General features: G+C 57.5%; 26 protein-coding genes. 25 read left to right on the forward strand and 1 reads right to left on the reverse strand.

The features are described from left to right. The first annotated feature begins 18 nt into the window (after nt 1-18). Nucleotides 19-1,617 carry a CTP synthase gene (locus C772_RS00960; protein WP_008296626.1) on the forward strand — a complete coding sequence of 533 codons (1,599 nt, stop codon included), beginning with the start codon at nt 19-21 and terminating at the stop codon, nt 1,615-1,617. 214 nt (nt 1,618-1,831) lie between these two features. Here C772_RS00960 and C772_RS00965 read toward each other — a convergent pair whose 3' ends face one another. Then, nucleotides 1,832-2,350, reverse strand: a complete 519-nt coding sequence (locus C772_RS00965) for a DUF2529 family protein (RefSeq protein WP_008296627.1) — start codon at nt 2,348-2,350, stop codon at nt 1,832-1,834. A gap of 169 nt (nt 2,351-2,519) precedes the next feature. Here C772_RS00965 and C772_RS00970 point away from each other — a divergent pair, with 169 nt between their 5' ends. The 24 genes from C772_RS00970 to C772_RS01085 all read left to right on the forward strand — a co-directional run bounded on the left by C772_RS00970 (nt 2,520) and on the right by C772_RS01085 (nt 21,786). Continuing rightward, nucleotides 2,520-2,876, forward strand: coding sequence for a response regulator (locus C772_RS00970; RefSeq protein ID WP_008296629.1), 357 nt, complete (start codon nt 2,520-2,522; stop codon nt 2,874-2,876). A gap of 94 nt (nt 2,877-2,970) precedes the next feature. Beyond that, nucleotides 2,971-3,828, forward strand: coding sequence for a class II fructose-bisphosphate aldolase (locus tag C772_RS00975; protein WP_008296631.1), 858 nt, complete (start codon nt 2,971-2,973; stop codon nt 3,826-3,828). Nucleotides 3,829-3,909: 81 nt separating this feature from the next. Further along, nucleotides 3,910-4,557, forward strand: coding sequence for a fructose-6-phosphate aldolase (fsa, locus tag C772_RS00980; protein WP_008296633.1), 648 nt, complete (start codon nt 3,910-3,912; stop codon nt 4,555-4,557). 29 nt (nt 4,558-4,586) lie between these two features. Then, on the forward strand, nt 4,587-5,882 hold the full coding sequence (locus C772_RS00985) for a UDP-N-acetylglucosamine 1-carboxyvinyltransferase (protein WP_008296634.1): 1,296 nt from the start codon (nt 4,587-4,589) through the stop codon (nt 5,880-5,882). 104 nt (nt 5,883-5,986) lie between these two features. Then, nucleotides 5,987-6,952: a class II fructose-bisphosphatase gene (gene glpX, locus C772_RS00990; protein ID WP_008296635.1), complete on the forward strand. Its 966-nt coding sequence runs from the start codon at nt 5,987-5,989 to the stop codon at nt 6,950-6,952. Between the two features lie 104 nt (nt 6,953-7,056). Beyond that, a complete protein-coding gene (rho, locus tag C772_RS00995) occupies nt 7,057-8,343 on the forward strand; it encodes a transcription termination factor Rho (RefSeq protein WP_008296636.1) in 1,287 nt (428 codons plus the stop codon). 240 nt (nt 8,344-8,583) lie between these two features. Beyond that, a complete protein-coding gene (gene rpmE / locus C772_RS01000) occupies nt 8,584-8,802 on the forward strand; it encodes a 50S ribosomal protein L31 (RefSeq protein WP_008296637.1) in 219 nt (72 codons plus the stop codon). A 195-nt stretch (nt 8,803-8,997) separates the two neighbouring features. After that, a complete protein-coding gene (locus C772_RS01005; protein ID WP_035001100.1) occupies nt 8,998-9,609 on the forward strand; it encodes a thymidine kinase in 612 nt (203 codons plus the stop codon). A 144-nt stretch (nt 9,610-9,753) separates the two neighbouring features. After that, nucleotides 9,754-10,830 (forward strand): peptide chain release factor 1, encoded by a 1,077-nt coding sequence (gene prfA, locus C772_RS01010; protein WP_008296639.1) that lies wholly within the window; start codon nt 9,754-9,756, stop codon nt 10,828-10,830. Further along, a complete protein-coding gene (gene prmC / locus C772_RS01015; RefSeq protein ID WP_008296641.1) occupies nt 10,817-11,695 on the forward strand; it encodes a peptide chain release factor N(5)-glutamine methyltransferase in 879 nt (292 codons plus the stop codon). Before prfA ends, prmC begins: the two co-directional genes overlap by 14 nt. Before the next feature lie 65 nt (nt 11,696-11,760). Then, nucleotides 11,761-12,330 (forward strand): stage II sporulation protein R, encoded by a 570-nt coding sequence (locus C772_RS01020; RefSeq protein ID WP_008296643.1) that lies wholly within the window; start codon nt 11,761-11,763, stop codon nt 12,328-12,330. Nucleotides 12,331-12,356: 26 nt separating this feature from the next. Then, nucleotides 12,357-13,388, forward strand: a complete 1,032-nt coding sequence (locus C772_RS01025) for an L-threonylcarbamoyladenylate synthase (RefSeq protein ID WP_008296644.1) — start codon at nt 12,357-12,359, stop codon at nt 13,386-13,388. A gap of 65 nt (nt 13,389-13,453) precedes the next feature. Then, complete coding sequence (locus C772_RS01030) at nt 13,454-13,951, forward strand: manganese efflux pump (protein WP_008296645.1); 498 nt, start codon at nt 13,454-13,456, stop codon at nt 13,949-13,951. A 30-nt stretch (nt 13,952-13,981) separates the two neighbouring features. Continuing rightward, nucleotides 13,982-14,428 (forward strand): low molecular weight protein arginine phosphatase, encoded by a 447-nt coding sequence (locus C772_RS01035; RefSeq protein ID WP_035000993.1) that lies wholly within the window; start codon nt 13,982-13,984, stop codon nt 14,426-14,428. A gap of 84 nt (nt 14,429-14,512) precedes the next feature. Further along, nucleotides 14,513-14,950, forward strand: a complete 438-nt coding sequence (gene rpiB, locus C772_RS01040; RefSeq protein ID WP_008296647.1) for a ribose 5-phosphate isomerase B — start codon at nt 14,513-14,515, stop codon at nt 14,948-14,950. Between the two features lie 26 nt (nt 14,951-14,976). Then, complete coding sequence (locus tag C772_RS01045; RefSeq protein ID WP_008296648.1) at nt 14,977-15,594, forward strand: TIGR01440 family protein; 618 nt, start codon at nt 14,977-14,979, stop codon at nt 15,592-15,594. A gap of 3 nt (nt 15,595-15,597) precedes the next feature. After that, a complete protein-coding gene (locus C772_RS01050) occupies nt 15,598-16,869 on the forward strand; it encodes a serine hydroxymethyltransferase (RefSeq protein ID WP_008296649.1) in 1,272 nt (423 codons plus the stop codon). Between the two features lie 288 nt (nt 16,870-17,157). Beyond that, on the forward strand, nt 17,158-17,787 hold the full coding sequence (gene upp, locus C772_RS01055; protein WP_008296650.1) for a uracil phosphoribosyltransferase: 630 nt from the start codon (nt 17,158-17,160) through the stop codon (nt 17,785-17,787). A gap of 14 nt (nt 17,788-17,801) precedes the next feature. Then, complete coding sequence (wecB, locus tag C772_RS01060; RefSeq protein ID WP_008296651.1) at nt 17,802-18,923, forward strand: non-hydrolyzing UDP-N-acetylglucosamine 2-epimerase; 1,122 nt, start codon at nt 17,802-17,804, stop codon at nt 18,921-18,923. A 265-nt stretch (nt 18,924-19,188) separates the two neighbouring features. Then, nucleotides 19,189-19,581 (forward strand): ATP synthase subunit I, encoded by a 393-nt coding sequence (locus C772_RS01065; protein ID WP_008296653.1) that lies wholly within the window; start codon nt 19,189-19,191, stop codon nt 19,579-19,581. A gap of 7 nt (nt 19,582-19,588) precedes the next feature. Then, nucleotides 19,589-20,299 carry a F0F1 ATP synthase subunit A gene (atpB, locus tag C772_RS01070; protein WP_008296655.1) on the forward strand — a complete coding sequence of 237 codons (711 nt, stop codon included), beginning with the start codon at nt 19,589-19,591 and terminating at the stop codon, nt 20,297-20,299. Nucleotides 20,300-20,361: 62 nt separating this feature from the next. Beyond that, nucleotides 20,362-20,574 carry a F0F1 ATP synthase subunit C gene (gene atpE, locus C772_RS01075; protein WP_008296656.1) on the forward strand — a complete coding sequence of 71 codons (213 nt, stop codon included), beginning with the start codon at nt 20,362-20,364 and terminating at the stop codon, nt 20,572-20,574. A gap of 139 nt (nt 20,575-20,713) precedes the next feature. Next, entirely contained in the window at nt 20,714-21,250 is a 537-nt protein-coding gene (atpF, locus tag C772_RS01080) for a F0F1 ATP synthase subunit B (protein WP_008296657.1), read from the forward strand. Continuing rightward, nucleotides 21,247-21,786: a F0F1 ATP synthase subunit delta gene (locus C772_RS01085; protein ID WP_008296658.1), complete on the forward strand. Its 540-nt coding sequence runs from the start codon at nt 21,247-21,249 to the stop codon at nt 21,784-21,786. The genes atpF and C772_RS01085 overlap by 4 nt, the downstream gene beginning before the upstream one ends. Nucleotides 21,787-21,790: the final 4 nt, after the last annotated feature.

Consider the following 21,790-nt stretch of genomic DNA (forward strand, 5'->3'; position numbering starts at 1 on the left):
ACAGGAGGAGATTTTGAAGTGACCAAGTATATCTTTGTAACCGGCGGCGTCGTATCTTCACTCGGAAAAGGGATTGTTGCAGCGTCCCTCGGCCGCCTTCTGAAAAACCGCGGCCTCGAAGTGACCATCCAGAAGTTCGATCCGTACATTAACGTGGACCCGGGGACGATGAGCCCTTATCAGCACGGTGAGGTGTTCGTCACTGAAGACGGAGCGGAAACCGACCTCGACCTCGGCCACTATGAACGATTCATCGACATCAACCTCACGAAGTATTCCGCGGTGACAACCGGGAAGGTCTATTCCACCGTCCTGAAGAAAGAGCGCCGCGGCGACTACAACGGCGCAACCGTCCAGGTCATCCCGCACATCACGAATGAGATCAAGCAGCGCGTGCTCCGCGCCGGCAAGGAAACGAATGCGGATGTCGTCATCACCGAAATCGGCGGCACTGTCGGCGACATTGAATCGCTTCCTTACCTGGAAGCGATCCGCCAGCTCCGGTCCGACCTCGGCCGCAATGAAGTCATGTACATCCACTGCACGCTGATCCCGTTTATCCACGCGGCAGGGGAAATGAAGACCAAGCCGACACAGCACAGTGTCAAGGAACTGCGTGGCCTCGGCATCCAGCCGAACCTCATCGTCGTCCGTACCGAGCAGCCGGTCCCTCAGGACATGAAGGACAAGATCGCCCTATTCTGCGACATCCGTCCGGAAGAAGTCATTGAATCCCGGGATGCCGAGACGCTCTATGAGATTCCGCTCAGGCTTCATGCACAGGGGATGGACGACCTGGTCCTGGACCACCTCCGCCTGGAAGCGCCGAAGCCGGAACTCGACGATTGGGTAGCACTCGTACAGAAAGTCAAGTCGCTATCGAAATCCGCCAAAATCGGGCTTGTCGGCAAATACGTGGAGCTTCAGGACGCCTATATCTCGGTTGTCGAAGCACTCCGCCATGCCGGGTTCGCCTTTGATGCAGAAATCGACGTGAAGTGGATCAATGCAGAGGACATCACACGGGAAAATGCGGCGGAACTTCTGTCCGACGTCGACGGCGTACTGGTGCCGGGCGGCTTCGGGGACCGCGGCATCGACGGCAAGATTGCGGCAGTCGAGTACGCGCGCGAGAACAACGTGCCGTTCTTCGGCATCTGCCTCGGCATGCAGCTCGCATCTGTCGAGTACGCCCAGCATGTCATGAAGATGGACGGCGCTCACTCCTCCGAACTCGATCCGTCAACCGCGTTCCCGATCATCGATATCATGCCGGACAAGAAAGACCTCGAGGACCTCGGCGGAACGCTGCGCCTCGGCATTTATCCGTGCAAGCTGAAGCCGGGCACGAAAGCGCACGAAGCATACGGCGAAGACCTCGTCTATGAGCGTCACCGCCACCGCTTCGAATTCAACAACGAATTCCGCGAGACATTTGAAAAAGCAGGCTTCGTCTTCTCCGGCCTCAGCCCGGACGGCCGCCTCGTCGAAATCGTCGAGCTGCCGGAACACAAGTGGTTCGTCGCATGCCAATTCCACCCGGAATTTGTATCCCGCCCGAACCGCCCGCAGCCGCTCTTCCGCGAATTCATCCGCGCCTCGATCGGCGAAAACTGAACAAAGGACAAGCCAGGCACCACTTGAAACAGTGGGCGCCTGGCTTTTTATTTGGAAAAATGACCGCATACAAAAAGTCTTCCGATGTCCGACTTCTACAGAAATACCCATAAGTTTACAAATAGAGGTATTCATCATATCAGTTTTGTTTTATGATAGGTTACATAACAGCAAATACATAAAAAACGCCCTGTACGATAACAGGGCGCCGGGTTCAACTGAATTCGGCCAGCAATTCTTCATAGTCCATCCTGACGGCTTCGTAGACAAAGAGCGCAGCAAGGGCATGTGGGAAGACGGTGCGACCGCCGTCCTCCGACGGAAGCAGGCCGCGCTTCACGCCGAGCGATACATAGGCAGTGGCCAGATCGGCGAGTTCATTGCCCTCGGCATCTTCCGGCTCGTCCGCCACTGCTGCAAACGGGATGAATCTCTCAAACAGCTCGCGTGCAAGCTTCAGTGCTTCCACATCCGAACTGCTGCGGGCCAGAATCCATACCCGGTCCGTGCTGTCGATCTCTTCGCCTCGGTAGCGTACGGCTCCCCTGAGCGGCTCCTGACCGCGAATGGCATTTGCACTTACGGCACCAAGCTCTCCGAATGCCGCGATGAATACCCGGCCTTCGCCTGCTGTCGCCTGGGCAAGAAGGCGGGCTGTCATCCCGATCATCTCTTCTTCGCGCCCGGCGATGCGCTGGAGCAGACCGGACATTTGTGTAGTCAGCATTTTCATTGAGAATCCCTCCGGCTTCATTATAAAAGGAGGGAGCCGTCCCGTCCAAAAAAGGGACGCAGCAGAATAAACTTTGCTGGCACAAAAAGTATGTTGATAAAGAAAGGAAATGTTAGAATTATCTCGAATGAAAGAAAATATAGAATCTTGAGAAAGCAGGGACTGTCCTATGAAACGGATTTTAATCGTTGATGACCAGAACGGCATCCGCCTTCTGCTGGAAGAAGTGTTCAAGCGTGACGGATTTAAAACGTCCGTCGCAAAAAACGGATACGAAGCGATTGAACGGTTCAAAGACACGCCGCCGGACTGCGTGCTGCTCGATATGAAGATGCCGGGGATGGATGGCATTGAAGTGCTCAGGGAGTTCAAGTCACAGAGGCCTGACATTCCGGTGTTCATGATGACGGCCTATGGGGAGCAGGAGCAGATTGATGCGGCAAAAGCACTTGGTGCAGAAAAATATTTCACGAAGCCGTTTGATATTCATGAGCTCCGCAGCGAGATCGGCGGAATCCTGGCCTGACTGGAGGGCAGTGGCGGACACTGCCTGTTTTTGTTATGATGGGAGGGTGTAAAAACGAAAGATTGACTTCCCATTTTCGAAGGAGGAATCGAGTATGGCACTTGTCTCCATGACGGACATGCTGAATAAAGCAAGAAAAGAAGGCTATGCGGTCGGCCAGTTCAACATCAACAACCTGGAGTTCACCCAGGCGATCCTGCAGGCTGCGGAAGAAGAGAAATCCCCGGTCATCCTGGGTGTTTCAGAAGGCGCCGGCAAGTACATGGGCGGCTTCAAGGCAGTCGTACCGATGGTGAAAGGCCTTATGGAATCCTATGGAACGACCGTTCCGGTCGCTATCCACCTGGACCACGGCTCTTCCTTTGAAAAATGCAAAGAAGCGGTGGATGCGGGCTTCACATCGGTCATGATCGATGCGTCCTCGAAGCCGCTTGAGGAAAATATCAAGATCACGGCTGAGGTCGTCGAATACGCCCACAAACACGGTGCATCCGTGGAAGCGGAACTCGGTGTCGTCGGGGGCCAGGAAGATGATGTCATCGCGGATGGCGTCATTTATGCGGATCCGAAAGAATGTGAAGAGCTTGTGAAGCAGACGGACATCGACTGCCTCGCGCCTGCACTCGGCTCGGTTCACGGCCCGTACAAAGGCGAACCGAACCTCGGATTCAAGGAAATGGAAGAAATCTCGAAACAGTCGGATCTCCCGCTCGTCCTGCACGGCGGCACAGGCATCCCGACAAAAGACATCCAGCGCGCCATCTCACTCGGCACGGCGAAGATCAACGTCAACACCGAGAACCAGATTGCGTCGACCAAAGTCATCCGTGAAATTCTGGACAATGACAAAGAGGTCTACGACCCCCGCAAATACCTCGGTCCTGCACGCGAAGCCATCAAAGAAACTGTCCAAGGCAAGATGCGTGAATTCGGCAGTTCCGGGAAAGCTTAAAAACAGGGAAAGAATCGGGAGAGGTGCAGGGCATCATCTCCTTCTTTTCCATTCATCAGAGAAACTTGGGAGGAACCAGACATGAAATTTTTCATCGATACAGCCAACTTTGACGAAATCAAGGAAGCCCACGCTTGGGGCATCCTATCCGGCGTCACGACGAACCCGTCGCTCGTCGCCAAGGAAAACGTCCCATTCCATGACCGCCTGAAAGAGATTGCGGAACTGGTTCCGGGATCAGTCAGCGCGGAAGTCATTGCGACAGAAGCGGAAGAGATGATCCGCGAGGGTCGTGAACTCGCGGCGATCGCCCCGAACATCACGGTCAAGCTTCCGATGACACCGGAAGGCCTGAAGGCATGCTCCGTGTTCGCAAAAGAGGGCATCAAGACGAACGTCACCCTCATCTTCAGCGCAAATCAGGCGCTGCTCGCGGCCCGCGCCGGCGCAACATATGTTTCGCCGTTCCTCGGCCGCCTGGATGACATCGGCCACAACGGGATGGACCTGATTGCAACCATTTCCGAAATCTTCATCCAGCACGGGATCGAAACAGAAATCATCGCGGCTTCGATCCGCCACCCGCAGCACATCACGGATGCTGCGCTGAACGGTGCGCATATCGCGACCACGCCGCTCAAAGTGCTGAAGCAAATGTTCAACCACCCGCTGACGGACAAGGGCCTTGAAGCGTTTCTCGCGGACTGGAACAAACGGACTGCCGAGTGACGGAACTTTTTCGGAACGAGGGAAATGAAATGGACGTTTACAAAATCACCGGCGGCCGGGAGCTAAAAGGCACCATAAAGGTCAGCGGCGCCAAGAACAGCGCGGTCGCCCTTATTCCCGCCTCCATCCTGGCAGGCTCGGAAGTCTCGATCGAAGGCCTGCCGGAAATCGCCGATGTGTTCACACTGAAAGCACTGCTCGAGGAAATCGGCGGTGTGGTCACGTTCCGGGACGGGACGATGACGATCGACCCTTCGGAAATGATCGCCATGCCGCTCCCGAATGGCAATGTCAAGAAACTGCGCGCCTCCTACTACCTGATGGGGGCGATGCTCGGCCGTTTCGGCAAGGCCGTGATCGGCCTTCCGGGCGGCTGCCATCTCGGCCCGCGCCCGATCGACCAGCATATCAAGGGATTCGAGGCGCTCGGCGCAAAAGTCACGAATGAGCACGGCTCGATCTACCTCCGCGCCGAAAAGCTGCGGGGGGCGAAGATTTACCTTGACGTGGCAAGCGTCGGTGCAACGATCAATATCATGCTCGCCGCTGTTCTGGCGGAAGGGCGGACGACCATTGAAAATGCGGCGAAAGAGCCGGAAATCATCGATGTCGCGACCTTGCTTTCGAACATGGGGGCCAACATCAAGGGAGCCGGGACGAATATCATCCGGATCGAAGGTGTCGAGTCTCTGTCGGGTACGGCCCACACGATCATCCCCGACCGGATCGAAGCAGGGACATTCATGATCATGGCCGCGGCGATGGGTGCCGGTGTCACAGTCGATAACGTCATTCCGTTCCACGTTGAGGCCCTGACGGCCAAGCTCCGCGAGATGGGCGTGGATGTCATCGAAGAAGAAGAGCGGATCGTCATTCCGAAGCCGGAGCGGCCGCTCAAGGCGATTGATGTAAAGACACTGGTTTATCCGGGATTTGCGACCGACCTCCAGCAGCCGATGACCGTCCTCCTCACACAGGCGGAGGGGACTTCTGTCGTGACCGATACCATCTACTCGGCACGGTTCAAACATATCGACGAACTGCGGCGCATGAATGCGGATGCCCGTGTCGAGGGAAGCTCGGCGATCATCACGGGCCCGCTTCAGCTTCAGGGAGCATCGGTAAGGGCGACCGACCTGAGAGCGGGCGCCGCGCTCGTGCTTGCCGGACTGATCGCGGAAGGCGAGACGGAAGTGCAGGCGATCCACCATATCGAACGCGGATATTCCAACCTGATCGGCAAGCTGGGCGGCCTCGGAGCAGACATCCGGAAAGTCAGCCTGCCGGAAGGTGCCGCATCCGGCAAGGATGGCGGCAATCACTGACCTGACCGAAAAGATAAACAGCGGCCGGCGGCAGGTTTTCCTGCCGGTCGGACCGCAAAACTGATTTTGCTTTCCCTGCCATGCGGGGAGAAAGGAAGTGCACGATGGAACGCAGCTTATCGATGGAACTTGTCCGTGTCACAGAGGCGGCGGCACTCAACTCCGCACGCTGGATGGGGCGTGGACTCAAGAACGAAGCGGACGACGCAGCGACCAGCGCGATGCGCACCGTTTTTGATACGATTCCGATGCAGGGTGTCGTCGTGATCGGCGAAGGCGAAATGGACGAAGCGCCCATGCTCTACATAGGGGAAGAACTCGGCACCGGCACCGGCCCTGCGGTCGATGTTGCGGTCGACCCGCTTGAAGGGACGAACATCGTAGCATCCGGCGGCTGGAATGCGCTCGCGGTCCTTGCTGTAGCCGACCGCGGAAACCTTCTCCATGCGCCGGACATGTACATGGAAAAAATCGCAGTCGGCCCGGAGGCGGTCGGCCAGGTCGATATCGATGCCCCGATCATCGATAACCTCCGCGCAGTCGCCAAGGCGAAAAACAAAGATATCGAGGACGTTGTCGCAACGGTTCTGCACAGGGACCGCCACGCAAGGATCATCCAGGAAATCCGGGATGCAGGGGCACGCATCAAGCTGATCAATGACGGCGATGTCGCAGGCGCGATCAACACGGCGTTCGACGACACGGGTGTGGACATCCTGTTCGGTTCCGGCGGTGCGCCGGAAGGGGTCATCTCCGCAGTCGGCCTGAAATGCCTCGGCGGCGAGATCCAGGGCCGCCTCGTCCCGTCCAATGACGCCGAAATCGAGCGCTGCAACAAAATGGGCATCGAAATCGACAAAGTGCTCCGGATGGAAGACCTCGTCAAAGGGGACGACGCCATTTTCGCTGCGACCGGCGTTACGGATGGTGAGCTTCTTAAAGGCGTCCAGTTCAAAGGCACCTACGGTTCAACACACTCCCTTGTTATGCGTGCCAAGTCTGGTACGGTGCGCTTTGTCGAAGGCCGACACAGCCTTCAGAAAAAGCCGCACTATGTCATGGAATACTGATTATCTGTGCCCGGCGGAAACGCCGGGCATCTCCTTCTTCATCACTTCGCAACGCCTGCGGGCGGCTGCCATCCCCCAACTGAACGAAAAGAGGTGACCGCCCGATGGCGGAAGAACTCACACTGGCTGGCATGCAGGAAAAAACCCTCAAGGAACTTTACGGCCTTGCCCGTAAATTGAACATCTCCTACTACAGCAAACTGACGAAAAAAGAACTCATTTTTGCAATCCTGAAGTCGCGCGCCGAGCAGGAAGGCTACTTCTTCATGGAAGGCGTGCTCGAAATCATCCCGACGGAGGGCTACGGATTCCTCCGCCCGATCAACTATTCGCCGAGCATGGAAGACATCTATATCTCGGCCTCCCAGATCCGCCGCTTTGACTTGCGGAACGGCGACCGGGTCAGCGGCAAGGTCCGCCCGCCAAAAGAGAATGAGCGCTACTACGGCCTTCTGCAGGTCGGGGCGGTCAATGGCGAAGACCCGGAAGTCGCGAAGGAGCGCGTCCACTTCCCGGCGCTGACCCCGCTTTATCCGGAACGGCAGATCAAACTCGAGACGACACCGGACAAGCTGTCGACCCGGATCATGGACATCGTCTCCCCGGTCGGCTTCGGCCAGCGCGGCCTCATCGTCGCTCAGCCGAAGGCGGGGAAAACCCAGCTCCTTAAAGAGATTGCCAATGCCATCACGGAAAACCATCCGGAGGCGGAACTGATCGTCCTTCTCGTCGATGAGCGCCCGGAAGAGGTCACCGACATCGAACGCTCCGTCGATGCGGATGTCGTCAGCTCGACGTTCGACGAGCTGCCCGACCACCATGTCCGTGTTGCGGAGCTTGTCCTCGAACGGGCGATGCGCCTGGTCGAACACAAGCGGGATGTCATCATCCTGATGGACTCGATCACACGGCTTGCCCGTGCCTACAATCTCGTCATCCCGCCAAGCGGAAGGACGCTGTCCGGCGGGATCGACCCGGCTGCACTCCACCGGCCAAAACGGTTCTTCGGTGCCGCACGAAACCTCGAGGAGGGCGGCAGCCTGACGATCCTTGCGACGGCACTCGTGGAGACCGGTTCCCGGATGGATGACGTCATCTATGAGGAATTCAAGGGGACGGGCAATATGGAGCTTCATCTGGACCGGCACCTGGCCGAACGCAGGATCTTCCCGGCGCTGGACATCCGCCGCTCCGGCACCCGGAAAGAGGAACTCCTCCTGCCGAAGGAGCGCCTGGACAAACTGTGGGCCATCCGCCGCACATTCTCCGACACCCCCGACTTTGCCGAGCGCTTCCTGAAAAAGCTCCGCAGCACGAAAAGCAACGCGGAATTCTTCGAACTGCTGAACCGGGAAATGAAAGAAAAGCGGGGCGGCAAGGGGCTGCTCTGATCATATTGAGGTGGATATTCTATGATTGACATCCACCGGCAGACGTTTTATCATAGGGAACGTCCTGGTCAAAGGACCCAAATTTATCATTTGCATTGTGCCTGTTTCGGTGCTATACTGTGAAATGTAAGTTTGTGACTATCTGACAGCATATACGGCTCGCCTGTATGGTCGTGTAAGGCTGCAGTACGATAATTTAACTCTGTTCCAGATGGTTCAGGGCGAGAGGAGAAGAATTTCATGAAAACAGCCATTCATCCGGAATACAAAACAGCGAAAGTCACTTGCTCTTGCGGCAACTCTTTCGAAACTGGTTCCGTGAAAGAAGACATCAAAGTTGAAGTCTGCTCCGAGTGCCACCCATTCTACACGGGTCGCCAGAAGTTCGCTGCAGCCGACGGCCGTATCGACCGCTTCAACAAAAAATATGGCCTCAAAGAAGAAGAAGGCCAGGAGTAATTCCTGCATTAAACCCGTCCACCGCGTCTGCGGCGGGCGGGTTTTTGCATGTCCGGATGTCTTTTGGCCAAGATAGGCTATAACACATCCACCGACAAAAATAAAGACGGGAAATCCTTTTCGAAATCCGTTAAGATGAGAACCTGGAATGCCAGGATCGGGGGATTGCCCCTGAGGTTGAAAGGGGAAAACCGGATGTTCGTTTCAATGCAGGGAGGCTGGGCCGAAGTGATCTGCGGCAGCATGTTCTCGGGTAAATCCGAGGAGCTGATCCGCCGCGTCCGCCGTGCCCGGTTTGCCAAACAATCGATAGCGGTATTTAAGCCGGCCATTGATGACCGATACAGCGAGACGGCCGTTGTCAGCCATAACGGAAACGAGATTGTCGCGCTCCCGGTCGCCAGAGCGGCCGATATCTGGCGCCATATTGACGACGAAGTGGACGTGGTCGGAATCGATGAGGCCCAATTTTTCGATGAGGGCATCGTGGACACGGTCGCAGAACTCGCAAACCACGGCTACCGCGTGATTATCGCGGGTCTTGACCAGGATTTCCGCGGAGAGCCGTTCGGCCCGATGCCGAAACTGATGGCCATGGCCGAGCTTGTCACGAAGCTCCAGGCGGTCTGTGCGGTCTGCGGATCGCCGGCCAGCCGGACACAGCGGCTGATCGACGGAAAACCGGCGCATTACGATGACCCGGTCATCCTCGTAGGGGCGGAGGAAGCTTACGAGCCACGATGCCGCCTCCACCATGAAGTGCCGAACGGGGTATCCGTAAAAAGCCGCTGCGATGCAGAAAACTGAATTCATGATGCCTGACCGATACACCCGGCCGATGACGGCCGGGTGCTTTTTGGGTTATAATGATTGGATGAATGAACTGGAATAACGTGGGGTCCGCTTGGGCCCCCTGCAGATAATCTGATATTGCGGGAGGAAAATTCCCTTATGTATGAACGCCTACAGGCGGTGGAAGACCGCTACGAAAAACTGAATGAACTGCTGAGTGACCCGGAAGTCGTCAGTGACACCGGGCTGCTGAGGAAGTACTCAAAGGAGCAGTCGGAGATCGCCGAGACGGTCGAGGTGTACCGTGCCTACAAAAAAGCATCGGATGAGCTGACGGATGCGAAGGAAATGCTCGAGGACAAGCTGGATCCGGAGATGAAAGAGCTTGTGAAAGAAGAGGTGGCGGGACTCGAGTCCGATATTGGGCAGATGGAAGAATCGCTGAAGTTGCTGCTTCTTCCAAAAGACCCGAACGACTCAAAAAACGTCATCATGGAAGTCCGGGGGGCTGCCGGCGGGGATGAGGCGGCACTGTTCGCCGGAGATCTGTTCCGCATGTACAGCCGCTACGCCGAGTCAAAGGGCTGGAAGACCGAAGTGATCGATGCGTCTCCGACGGGCCTGGGCGGCTTCAAGGAGATCATCTTCATGATCAGCGGGAACGGTGCCTATTCCCGGCTTAAATTTGAGAACGGGGCACATCGCGTCCAGCGCGTGCCCGAGACGGAGTCCGGCGGCCGCATCCATACGTCGACAGCGACGGTTGCCTGCCTGCCGGAGACTGAGGAAGTCGAAATCGACATCCATGACAAGGACATCCGTGTCGACACTTTCGCTTCCAGCGGGCCGGGCGGACAGTCGGTCAACACGACCATGTCCGCCGTGCGCCTGACACACCTGCCGACGGGGATCGTCGTCTCCTGCCAGGACGAGAAATCGCAGATCAAGAACAAGGAAAAGGCGATGAAGGTTCTGCGGGCGAGGGTTTATGACAAGTTCCACAGGGAAGCGCAGGCGGAGTACGATGCGATACGCAAATCGGCGGTCGGTACCGGGGACCGCTCCGAACGGATCCGGACCTACAACTTCCCGCAGAATCGCGTAACTGACCACCGGATCGGCCTGACGATCCAGAAGCTGGACCAGATCATCAGCGGAAAGCTCGATGAAGTGGTCGATGCCCTCATCATGGAAGAGCAGGCCGCCCGTCTGGAGTCGCTTGATGCGGCAGAGTAACACGGCAGCAGCGATTCTCGCTGAAGGAAAAAAGCTTCTAATGGAGGCCGGACGTGAATCAACTGCTGCGGAGCTGCTTCTGATGGATGTACTCGGCATCAGCCGGACGGAACTCCTGATCCGGCTGCGCGATGACGTGGGGGAAGAGGAGCGGGAACGGTTCTTTTCCGGGATTGCACAAATGGCCGGGGGCACACCTCTCCAGTACGTGACCGGAAGGGAAATGTTTTATGGACGCCTGTTCACGGTAACATCGGATGTGCTCATTCCCCGGCCGGAGACGGAAGAACTGGTTTCCGGCGCACTGGCCCGTGCCGAACGGATCTGGGCCGGAAAAGACGGTCTCAACATGGCCGACATCGGCACGGGGAGCGGTGCAATCGCCGTAACGTTCAAATTGGAGCTGCCGGGGACAGAGGTCACCGCGACGGATATTTCCCCTGCTGCACTACGTGTCGCAATGCGCAACGCGGACCGATTGGGCGCGGAAGTGACGTTCCTTGAAGGGGATATGGCGGCGCCGCTTACGGGCAGGAAGTGGGACATCGTCCTTTCCAATCCGCCGTATATCGACCCCGAAGACCGATCGGTAATGTCCGATACGGTGACGGGACACGAGCCGCATGGCGCGCTGTTCGCTGAGGAAAAGGGACTCATCCACTACCGGACGCTGGCCGCTTCGCTGCCGGCCCTGATGGCGGTGCCCGGACTGATCGGAGTTGAGATCGGCCATGACCAGGGACCGGCTGTCCGGGAGATGTTCCGGGCCGCTTTCCCGGATGCATCCGTTGAGTCCGTGCGGGACATCAACGGCAAAGACCGGATGGTATTCTGCGAGATCCCCCAGAACGATTATGAAAGATAAATTCTAGTTTGGTTGAATAGATTCGATGCCTCCTGCCCACAATGCGGTCAAGGAGGTCGTTCGAAATGCTGACAGATTACAATATTAAGAGGAAGGGCAACCGACGGGAAATCTTCCTTGCCGTCCTTCCGTTCATTCAATTTATGCTCCTGCTGACCGCGCTTCAATGCGCATTGATCCTTCTGTCCGGAACCGCGGGCGAAGAGGCGAGGGAAGCGGTACGTGTAAGGGTAATTGCCGACAGCAATACGGCAGCAGCCCAGCAGGTCAAGGCGGGTGTGGCAGCCGAGGTCAGCCGTGTGCTCGGCCAGGCCGCGCTCAAGGACCCGTCCGGTATTGAAGGACTTATTCCGGAGCTGCAGCTCGCCGCTGAAGCGGTTTCCGGCGGAGCACCAGTCCGGATCATGTACGGGGCTGCTTTCTTCCCGCCGAAACCGGTGGATGGGGGATTCATCCCGCAGGCCAGGACGGATTCCCTTGTGGTGACTGTCGGAAGCGGCCGCGGCGATAACTGGTGGTGCGCGCTTTTCTCGGATGTTTGCGAGCCGGGCGAAGTTGCCGCAGAAGAAGAGGAAACAGAAGAAGAGCCGGTCACCTTTTTCATCGTCGAATGGCTGAAGTCGCTGTTCGGATAAGGCCGGCGGAAAGGAAGAGATGCCGAATGGAGACGGTCATTTCACAACTTAAGGGAGAAAGCGACGAAACACGGTTCAGTGACGCCGCTGAAATCCTGAAAAAGGGAGGGCTCGTCGCGTTTCCGACGGAGACTGTATACGGCCTCGGTGCGGATGCGACGAATGAAGAGGCAGTCGCAGCGATTTACCGTGCCAAGGGACGCCCTTCAGACAATCCGCTGATCGTCCACATCGGGACTGCCGATGAAATCGGGCGTTATGCCGTGAAAGTCCCCGATTCGGCCTGGAAATGTGCAGAGGCTTTCTGGCCGGGGCCGCTTACGCTCATCGTCCGGGCAAAGCCAGGTGTTTTCGCACCTTCCGTAACTGCGGGACTGGATACGGTCGGCCTGAGGATGCCTTCACATCCTGCAGCTCTCGGGCTTCTTAAAACGTCAGGTTTGCCGGTCGCCGCACCCAGCGCGAACACGAGCGGCAAGCCGAGCCCGACCCGCGCGGAACATGTCGCCGCCGATATGGGCGGCAAAATCCCCTACATACTGGACGGCGGCCCGACAGGCATCGGCATTGAGTCGACTGTCCTTGATCTCACGTCCGAGCCGCCTGCGATCCTGCGCCCGGGTGCCGTTACGGCGGACATGCTCAGGCCGGTCATCGGTGAGGTCAGCCAGTCGGCGGAAGCAGCCGATGCCGGAGAAGAGGCGCCCCGTGCACCGGGCATGAAGTACACCCATTATTCTCCGGATGCTCCGGTCTGGCTGATCGAGCCGGACCGGAATCAGATCCGGAACGCCGTCCGCCGGCTGAAGGAGGAGGGCAGGAGGATCGCCCTTGTTGCCCCGGAAGGCTTCGGGGAAACGGGGGCGGACTGGTATTTTCCGACAGGGCGGCAAAATGACCCGGCTTCCGTCTCGGGCGAGCTGTACGCATCGCTCCGCGCCTGCGACGGGACGGATGCCGACATCGTCCTGGCAGCGACAGTCGATGATGCCGGGATCGGCGGTGCGGTCATGAACCGTCTGAACAAGGCGGCCGCCGGGCGCATGTTCCGCGTCTGAGCCTGTACATACACCCCTTTTGTTCCGCATAAGCTGGACAGAGTCGGAACGGGGGGAACAAACGGATGTGGCAGGAACCGGTTGCGGGTCTTTTGACAGCGTTGGACGTGGCGGCAGTCTATGCGGTCCTGCCGCTCCGGCGCAAGCGTTTGCTGCTTGCTGTCTGGACAGGGCTGCTCCATATGGCCTTCCCGGTCGCGGGATTCGTGGCGGGCGGAGCGGCAGCGGAACTCATGGCAGGCCTCGGAGTCTACCTGTCGGCACTGATGCTGATCCTTCTCGGGATCCACATGATGCTGAGTGAGGAAGGGGCGGATGTGAAGATGCCGCCCCATCTGCTCGCGGCACTGCTCAGTATCGATTCCTTTTCGGTCAGCGTGTCGTTTGGTATGCTTCAATTAGATATGGTCCGGTTCATCCTCAGCGCGGGAATCAGTGCATTCGTCCTGTCCTGTGCAACGCTTTATGTCCGCGGGTCAGTTGCCCTTCTCGGAGGACGGAAACTCCGGGTCGCGGGCGGGATCGGTCTTGCCTTCATGGGGATTGTTCCCCTGATAAGCTGAGCGGGGGATGGACGGACGGCAAGGGCGGTGATGGGATTGAATATACTTTTTGTATGTACGGGCAACACCTGCAGGAGCCCGATGGCTGAAGCCATTCTAAAAGCCGAGCAGATTCCGGGTGTCTCCGTCCGGTCCGCCGGCATCTCTGCCTACCCGGGTTCACCGGTTTCCGGCCATTCGGCGGAGCTGATCCGGGAGGCGGGCTTCGAAGAACCCGGACTTTCCTCTCCGGCCGACAGTGAAGCTGTCGAGTGGGCGGACCTCATCCTCACGATGACAGATGCCCACAAGCGCATGCTTGAGCGGGCGATCCGTGAAGCGAATGGCAAGACATTCACCCTCAATGCCTACACGGGCATCGGAGACAGGGATATTGCGGATCCGTTCGGAGGTAGCAGGGAAGACTACTGGCAGACATTCGGAGAACTTCAAAAGGCGATCGCGATTCTGGCCGACTCGCTGAGACGCAATATGTGATACAGTCCATCGAAATGGGCTGTATTTTTATTTGTCAAATAATGATATGATGGTGTTGAAATATATCGGAAACGAGGGAAGCGGATGAAAGTAGCGATTTCTTCCGATCACGGCGGCAACCGGTTGCGTGCCGAGATCATCGATCTGATGGACGAGATGGGCATTGAATATGAAGATTTCGGACCGAAAGATGACGGGTCCGTTGACTATCCCGATTATGCAAAGCCAGTCGCGCAGCGCGTGGCGGACGGTGAATTTGACCGCGGCATCGTGATCTGCGGGACAGGCATCGGCATGTCGATTGCGGCAAACAAGGTCAAGGGCATCCGCTGTGCGCTCTGCCATGATGTGTTCAGCGCGAAGGCGACCCGCGGCCACAATGATTCCAATGTGCTTGCGATGGGCGAGCGTGTTGTCGGTCCGGGGCTGGCAAGGGAAATTGCCCGCACCTGGCTGGAAGGCGAGTTCGAAGGCGGACGTCATGAACGCCGCATCGAAAAGCTGAAAGAGCTGGAGCAGTAATTTCGGTCTGAAGGGAGTTGGTCTTCTTGGATGCGCGTCAATTATGGAAGCTGCAGCTGGAGGAGATCTTGGGCCAGCTGGAGGAGCAGGCGGAATTCCGCCCGGGCCGGATGTTTGTCGTCGGCTGTTCCACGTCCGAAGTGGCGGGCAGCCGGATCGGCACAGCCGGTGCGATGGATATCGCATCCATCCTCTACGGCCCGCTCCGTGAGTTTGCTGACCGGAACGGCCTCTGGCTGGCGTTCCAGGGCTGCGAGCACATCAACCGTGCTGTGACGCTCGAGCGCGAAGCGGCCGAGAAGTATGGGCTGGAAGAAGTTTCGGTCATTCCGGTTCAGAAGGCGGGCGGCTCGATGGCCGCCCATGCCTACCGCCAGATGGACGACCCTGTCGTCGTGGAAGGCGTCCGTGCGCACGCGGGCATCGATATCGGCCAGACGCTGATCGGGATGCAGCTGCGTCCGGTCGCAGTGCCGCTCCGGACAACAGTGGAGAAGGTCGGGGACGCGGTCGTCACGGCCGCCACGACGAGGCCGAAACTGATCGGCGGCGCCCGCGCCGTATATGTGCAAGAACAGGAAGAGGCAGAAATGGATGATTTCGATCTTGAATCATCACAAACAGATGAAATGGAAGGGGAATGAAGAATGAAACTCGAACACGTGAAGTCCCAGGACCAGGCAGTATATGACGCGATCATGGCGGAGAAAAAGCGCCAGCAGGACAATATTGAACTGATCGCCTCCGAGAACTTTGTATCCGAAGCGGTCATGGAAGCCCAAGGTTCCGTCCTGACCAACAAATATGCGGAAGGCTATCCGGGCAAGCGCTACTACGGCGGCTGCGAACACGTCGACGTCGTGGAAAACATCGCACGTGACCGCCTGAAGGAAATCTTCGGTGCAGAGCATGCGAACGTCCAGCCGCACTCCGGCGCCCAGGCGAACATGGCTGTCTACTTCACGGTGCTCGAGCATGGGGACACAGTTCTCGGGATGAACCTGAGCCACGGCGGCCACCTTACCCACGGCAGCCCGGTCAACTTCTCCGGTGTCCAATACAACTTCGTCGAGTACGGCGTCAGCGAAGGCGACGAAACGATCGACTACGAAGACGTCCGCCAAAAAGCCCTCGAGCACAAGCCGAAGCTGATCGTGGCGGGCGCAAGTGCGTACCCTCGTGAAATCGACTTCAAGAAGTTCCGTGAAATCGCCGATGAAGTCGGTGCCTACTTCATGGTCGACATGGCTCACATCGCAGGCCTTGTCGCTGCGGGCCTCCATCCGAACCCGGTTCCGCACGCACACTTCGTGACGTCCACAACACACAAGACGCTCCGCGGACCGCGTGGCGGCATCATCCTGACAACCGAAGAGTTCGCGAAGAAGATCGACAAGTCCATCTTCCCCGGACTGCAGGGCGGCCCGCTCATGCATGTCATCTCCGCAAAGGCGGTCGCATTCGGCGAAGCACTCAAGCCGGAGTTCAAGGAATACATCGGACAGGTCGTCAAGAACGCAAAGGCGCTCGGCGAATCCCTGAAAGCGGAAGGCATCGACCTCGTGTCGGGCGGCACCGACAACCACCTGCTCCTCCTCAACCTCCGCTCCGTGGGCATCACGGGCAAGGTTGCCGAGCATGTGCTTGACGAAGTCGGCATCACCGTCAACAAAAACACGATTCCGTTCGATACCGAAAAGCCGTTTGTCACTTCCGGCATCCGCATCGGCACGCCGGCCGTCACATCCCGCGGCTTCAAGGAAGAGGAAATGAAGGAAATCGGCGCCATCATGGCCAAGCTCCTGAAAAACCACGAAGACGAATCGGTGAAGCAGGAAGCGAAAGAGCGCGTCGCTGCCCTCACCTCGAGATTCCCGCTTTACGAAACAAAAGAAGAAGCCGCTGCAGCAGAGCGCTGATCAGCAAAGAGCGATTCCCCAAGAGCGGGGAATTGCTCTTTTTTTATAGAGGGGAGGCCTGATGTAGCCGTTCCGGGTTTGCTCATGAATCCAGGAAGTTCACGTGCGGAATATTGCCCGCCGTACTCTCACTGCGAAGATGCTGCCGGCCCTGGCGCCTGTTTCCTTCTGCACTGTCCATGAGCCAATGCGACTGTTATAATGAACGAGGTTGAATAAGATTGCCGGGCATTTGCCCGGCCGGACAAACAGGCCGGCCCAGCCGGCACTGAACAGGAGAGTGAAACGATGGGAAAAGTGCATGTGTTCGACCACCCGCTCATCCAGCATAAGCTGACGTTCATCCGGGACGTCAAAACGGGAACAAAGGAGTTCCGGGAGCTGGTCGATGAGGTCGCCACATTGATGGCCTACGAAATCACAAGGGACATGCCGCTCCGGAAGACCGAAGTCGATACACCGGTCATGAAGGCGGAATCCTATGTCCTTGCCGGCAAAAAGATTGGAATCGTCCCGATCCTCCGTGCGGGACTCGGGATGGTGGAAGGGATCCTTGAACTCATCCCGACCGCAAAAGTGGGCCACATCGGCCTGTACCGTGATCCGAACACGCTCAAGCCGGTTGAGTACTATGCCAAGCTGCCGTCCGATGTCGGCGAGCGCGAGTTCATCGTCGTCGACCCGATGCTTGCGACGGGCGGATCGGCCGTTGCCGCCATCGACTCCCTGAAGTCCCGCGGCGCGACGAACATCAAGTTCATGTGCCTCATTGCGGCGCCGGAAGGGGTCGAGGTTCTGGCCGACGCCCATCCGGATGTGGACATCTATATCGCTGCGCTCGATGAAAAGCTGAACGAACATGGCTATATCGTACCGGGGCTCGGAGATGCCGGGGACCGGCTGTTCGGAACGAAGTAAGGAGTGTGACTGAATTGACAAAACGGTGGAAAGTGATGACGATCTTCGGGACGCGCCCGGAGGCCATCAAGATGGCGCCGCTCGTCCTTGAACTGGAAAAGCATCCCGACACAATTGAATCGATCGTCACCGTTACCGCCCAGCACCGTGAAATGCTGGACCAGGTCCTGGAGGCCTTCGACATCACGCCTGACCATGATCTGAACATCATGAAGGCGCGCCAGACGCTTACCGATGTCGCGGCACGCGGCCTTGAGGGCCTTGACCGTGTCATGAAAGAAGCGGAGCCCGATATCGTTCTCGTCCACGGGGATACGTCAACGACATTTATCGCAGGGCTGGCCGCATTCTACAACCACGTCGCGGTCGGACATGTGGAGGCAGGCCTCCGGACCTGGGACAAGTACTCCCCGTATCCGGAAGAGATGAACCGTCAGCTGACGGGCGTCCTTGCAGACCTTCATTTTGCACCGACCGAGAAGTCCGCAGGTAACCTGGTCGCGGAAGGAAAGCCGGAAGACCGCATCGTCATCACGGGGAACACGGCGATTGATGCGCTGCAGACGACGGTGCGGGACGATTACGAGCATCCGCTCCTCGATTGGGCATCAGAAGGCCGCCTGATCCTTATGACGGCGCACCGCAGGGAAAATCTCGGCGAGCCGATGCGCCACATGTTCCGGGCGATCCGGCGTCTGCTCGACAAGCATGAAGACACCCGGGTCATCTATCCGGTCCACCTGAACCCGGCGGTGAGGGAAGTGGCCGATGAAATCCTGGCAGGCCATCCGCGCGTCCGCCTGATCGAACCGCTCGAAGTGGTCGACTTCCACAATTTCGCGGCACGGTCCCACCTTATCCTGACCGATTCCGGCGGCATCCAGGAAGAAGCCCCGTCGCTCGGCAAGCCGGTGCTGGTCCTCCGGGATACGACGGAGCGCCCGGAAGGGATCGAGGCGGGAACGCTGAAGCTTGCGGGCACGGACGAGGAAACGATTTTCGGGCTGGCGGATGAACTGCTCAGTGACAGGGAAGCCTACGACCGCATGGCGCATGCATCGAATCCTTACGGGGACGGCCATGCATCGGAGCGGATCGTCGGCGCCCTCAAGGAATACCTCGAACAAAACCGCTAAAAAAGACACCCGCAAAAGGCTCAAGAAGCCTTCCGCGGGTGACTGGCATGAATTTGTCGAATCTTTGACAAACGTGGTCGCTTGTGAATAATTTCACGGGAATCAATTGACATCAAAATACCCCTATTGTATGCTTTTTAAGGGTAAGAATGACAAGGGTTTCAGGCGTTTTCAGCGTCTGTGCACTTGCTTTGACTGCATTCTATCATACTCGCTCCGACAGTCGGAAACCGTCCGGAATACATGATGCGGAGGACCTCGAAAAATGGAGAATTTACGGCAAATCCATAATAGGCAGAAGAGGGCTCTCTTTTTTTTGCTTGCATTGCTCGCCCTCGGTTGGGGATTCTCCCCATGGCCGACTGTGTTTGCCGGGTTGATCCTCGGGGTCCTTTTCGGTCTGTATAACTTCTGGATCCTCACGAGGAGGATGGAACGGTTCGACCGCGCCCTGGCGGATGGGAAAAAGGCGCCCTCACTGGGCTCCGGACTCCGCTTTGCCTCGGGCATCGCAGCCGCGGCCATCGCGGTTTCACTGCCGGAGACATTCGATCTGATCGCCACGGTGATCGGCCTGATGATCCCATATCTCTTCCTTTTGGCGGAGCGGATCATCTCGCAACTGAAACACCCGGATCCTGGGGGGAAAGAGAGGTGAACATTTAATGAACCACGTAAACCCCAAGTGGGAATTTCTTGGGCTGACGTTCAACCCGTCGAACATCCTCATGTTGGCGGTGACATGCCTCATAGTCTTCCTCATTGCGTTCATCTCGACCCGGAACATGAAATTGAAGCCGACAGGCATGCAGAACTTCATGGAATGGGTCATGGATTTCGTCAAGGGGATCATCAAGAGCAACATGGACTGGAAAACAGGCGGGCGGTTCCATCTGCTTGCACTGACACTCATCATGTTCATCTTTGTCGCGAACATGCTCGGTCTTCCATTCGCCATCGCGTACGACCACGTGCTCTGGTGGAAATCTCCGACCGCGGATCCTACTATCACGATGACCCTTGCGGTCATGGTGCTCGTCCTGACGCATTACTACGGCGTCAAGATGACAGGCGTGAAGAACTATCTCCTCGGATTCACGAAGCCGCTCGCTTTCATGACGCCGCTTAAGATCATCGAGGAATTCGCAAACACGCTGACACTCGGTCTGCGTCTTTACGGAAACATCTATGCGGGTGAGATCCTCATCGGACTCCTCGCCGGCCTCGCAACTGCAGGCGTCGGCGGCTTCCTCGGTGCGATTCTCCCGGCAATGGCCTGGCAGGGCTTCTCGATCTTCATCGGGACGATCCAGGCGTTCATCTTCGTTATGTTGTCGATGGTCTACATGTCCCACAAAGTGCAGACAGATCATTGATCATATAATTCCCGCTTAGCGGGCGACAAAACAAAACCAACTTTTTAGGAGGAAATTATAAAATGGGTCTTCTTGCAGCAGCACTCGCAGTAGGATTGGGCGCACTTGGCGCCGGTATCGGTAACGGTCTCATCGTTTCCAAGACAGTAGAAGGTATTGCACGTCAGCCAGAGGCGCGCGGCGTCCTTCAGACGACCATGTTCATCGGGGTCGCACTCGTCGAGGCCCTTCCGATCATCGCTGTCGTTATCGCGTTCATCGTAATGAACAGATAATTATAGGGCAATGCAAAAATGGCGAAGAGCATCTATTGAATCCCTTCGCCATTCCTTTATGTACGGATATTGAAAGCAATACCATCTGACGGGAGCCGGTCCGCCGGCTTCCCTAGTTTCCGAAGGGAGTGAGACAATCGTGTCTTTGGACCAGTTCGTATTGGCGGCATCAGCCGGCGATGGAATTTTGGATAAACTGAACACCGGTGATATCCTCGCCACGCTCTTCTTCTTCACGTTGCTCATGATTCTCCTCAAGAAATTCGCATGGGGCCCGCTTATGGGCATCATGGACCAGCGCGCCGAACTGATCGCTTCCGAAATCGACGAAGCGGAAAAAAGCCGCGCCGAATCCGCCAAGCTGCTGGAAGAGCAGCGTGCGCTCCTCAAAGAAGCGCGCACTGAAGCACAGGCGATTGTGGAGAACGCAAAGCAGCAGGGTGACGCCCAGCGCGCAGAGATCATGGAAACTGCACGTGCGGAAGCAGCCCGCCTGAGAGAAAATGCAGCGGCAGAGATCGCAAACGAGAAAGAAAAGGCCATCCAGGCCGTTCGCGAAGAATTCGTCTCGATGTCCATCCTCGCGGCAGAGAAGGTTCTTGGCAAGGAAGTCTCTGAAGAGGACAACCGTGCCCTCATCGAGGAGACGATCCAGAAGGCAGGGGAAGGCCGATGAGCGAGTCCACTGTAGCCAAGCGCTATGCGCTCGCGCTGTTTGAAGTGGCCCGTGAAAAAGGGAAGACGGAAGTCGTCAGCGCCGAAATGGGCGAGATCCGCAAGGTATTCGCAGAGACGCGTGAACTCCGTACGCTCCTGACTTCCCCCAAACTTTCGAACCGGGAGAAAAAGGCGCTTCTGGCCAAGCTGTTTGATGGCGCGGATCAGCTGACGCTCAATACACTGTACGTGCTTTCCGATGCAGGCCGACTTAATGAGACGGTGAATGTCGCGAACGACTTCATCTCCCTCGTAGATGAAGCAGCAGGCATCGCGGAAGCCAAGGTGTACTCCACCCGGCCGCTCTCCGATACGGAACAGCAGGGGCTTTCCGCTGCATTCGCCGGCAAGGTCGGCAAGCAGTCCCTCCGCATCGTGAACATTGTGGACCCGTCGCTGATCGGCGGACTCCGCATCCGTATCGGGAACCGGATCTACGACAACAGCCTCAGAACAAAACTGGATCACCTCAAGCGTGATCTCGTGAATGCATAATCTT

Source organism: Bhargavaea cecembensis DSE10 (assembly GCF_000348905.1).
Lineage (GTDB): Bacteria > Bacillota > Bacilli > Bacillales_A > Planococcaceae > Bhargavaea > Bhargavaea cecembensis.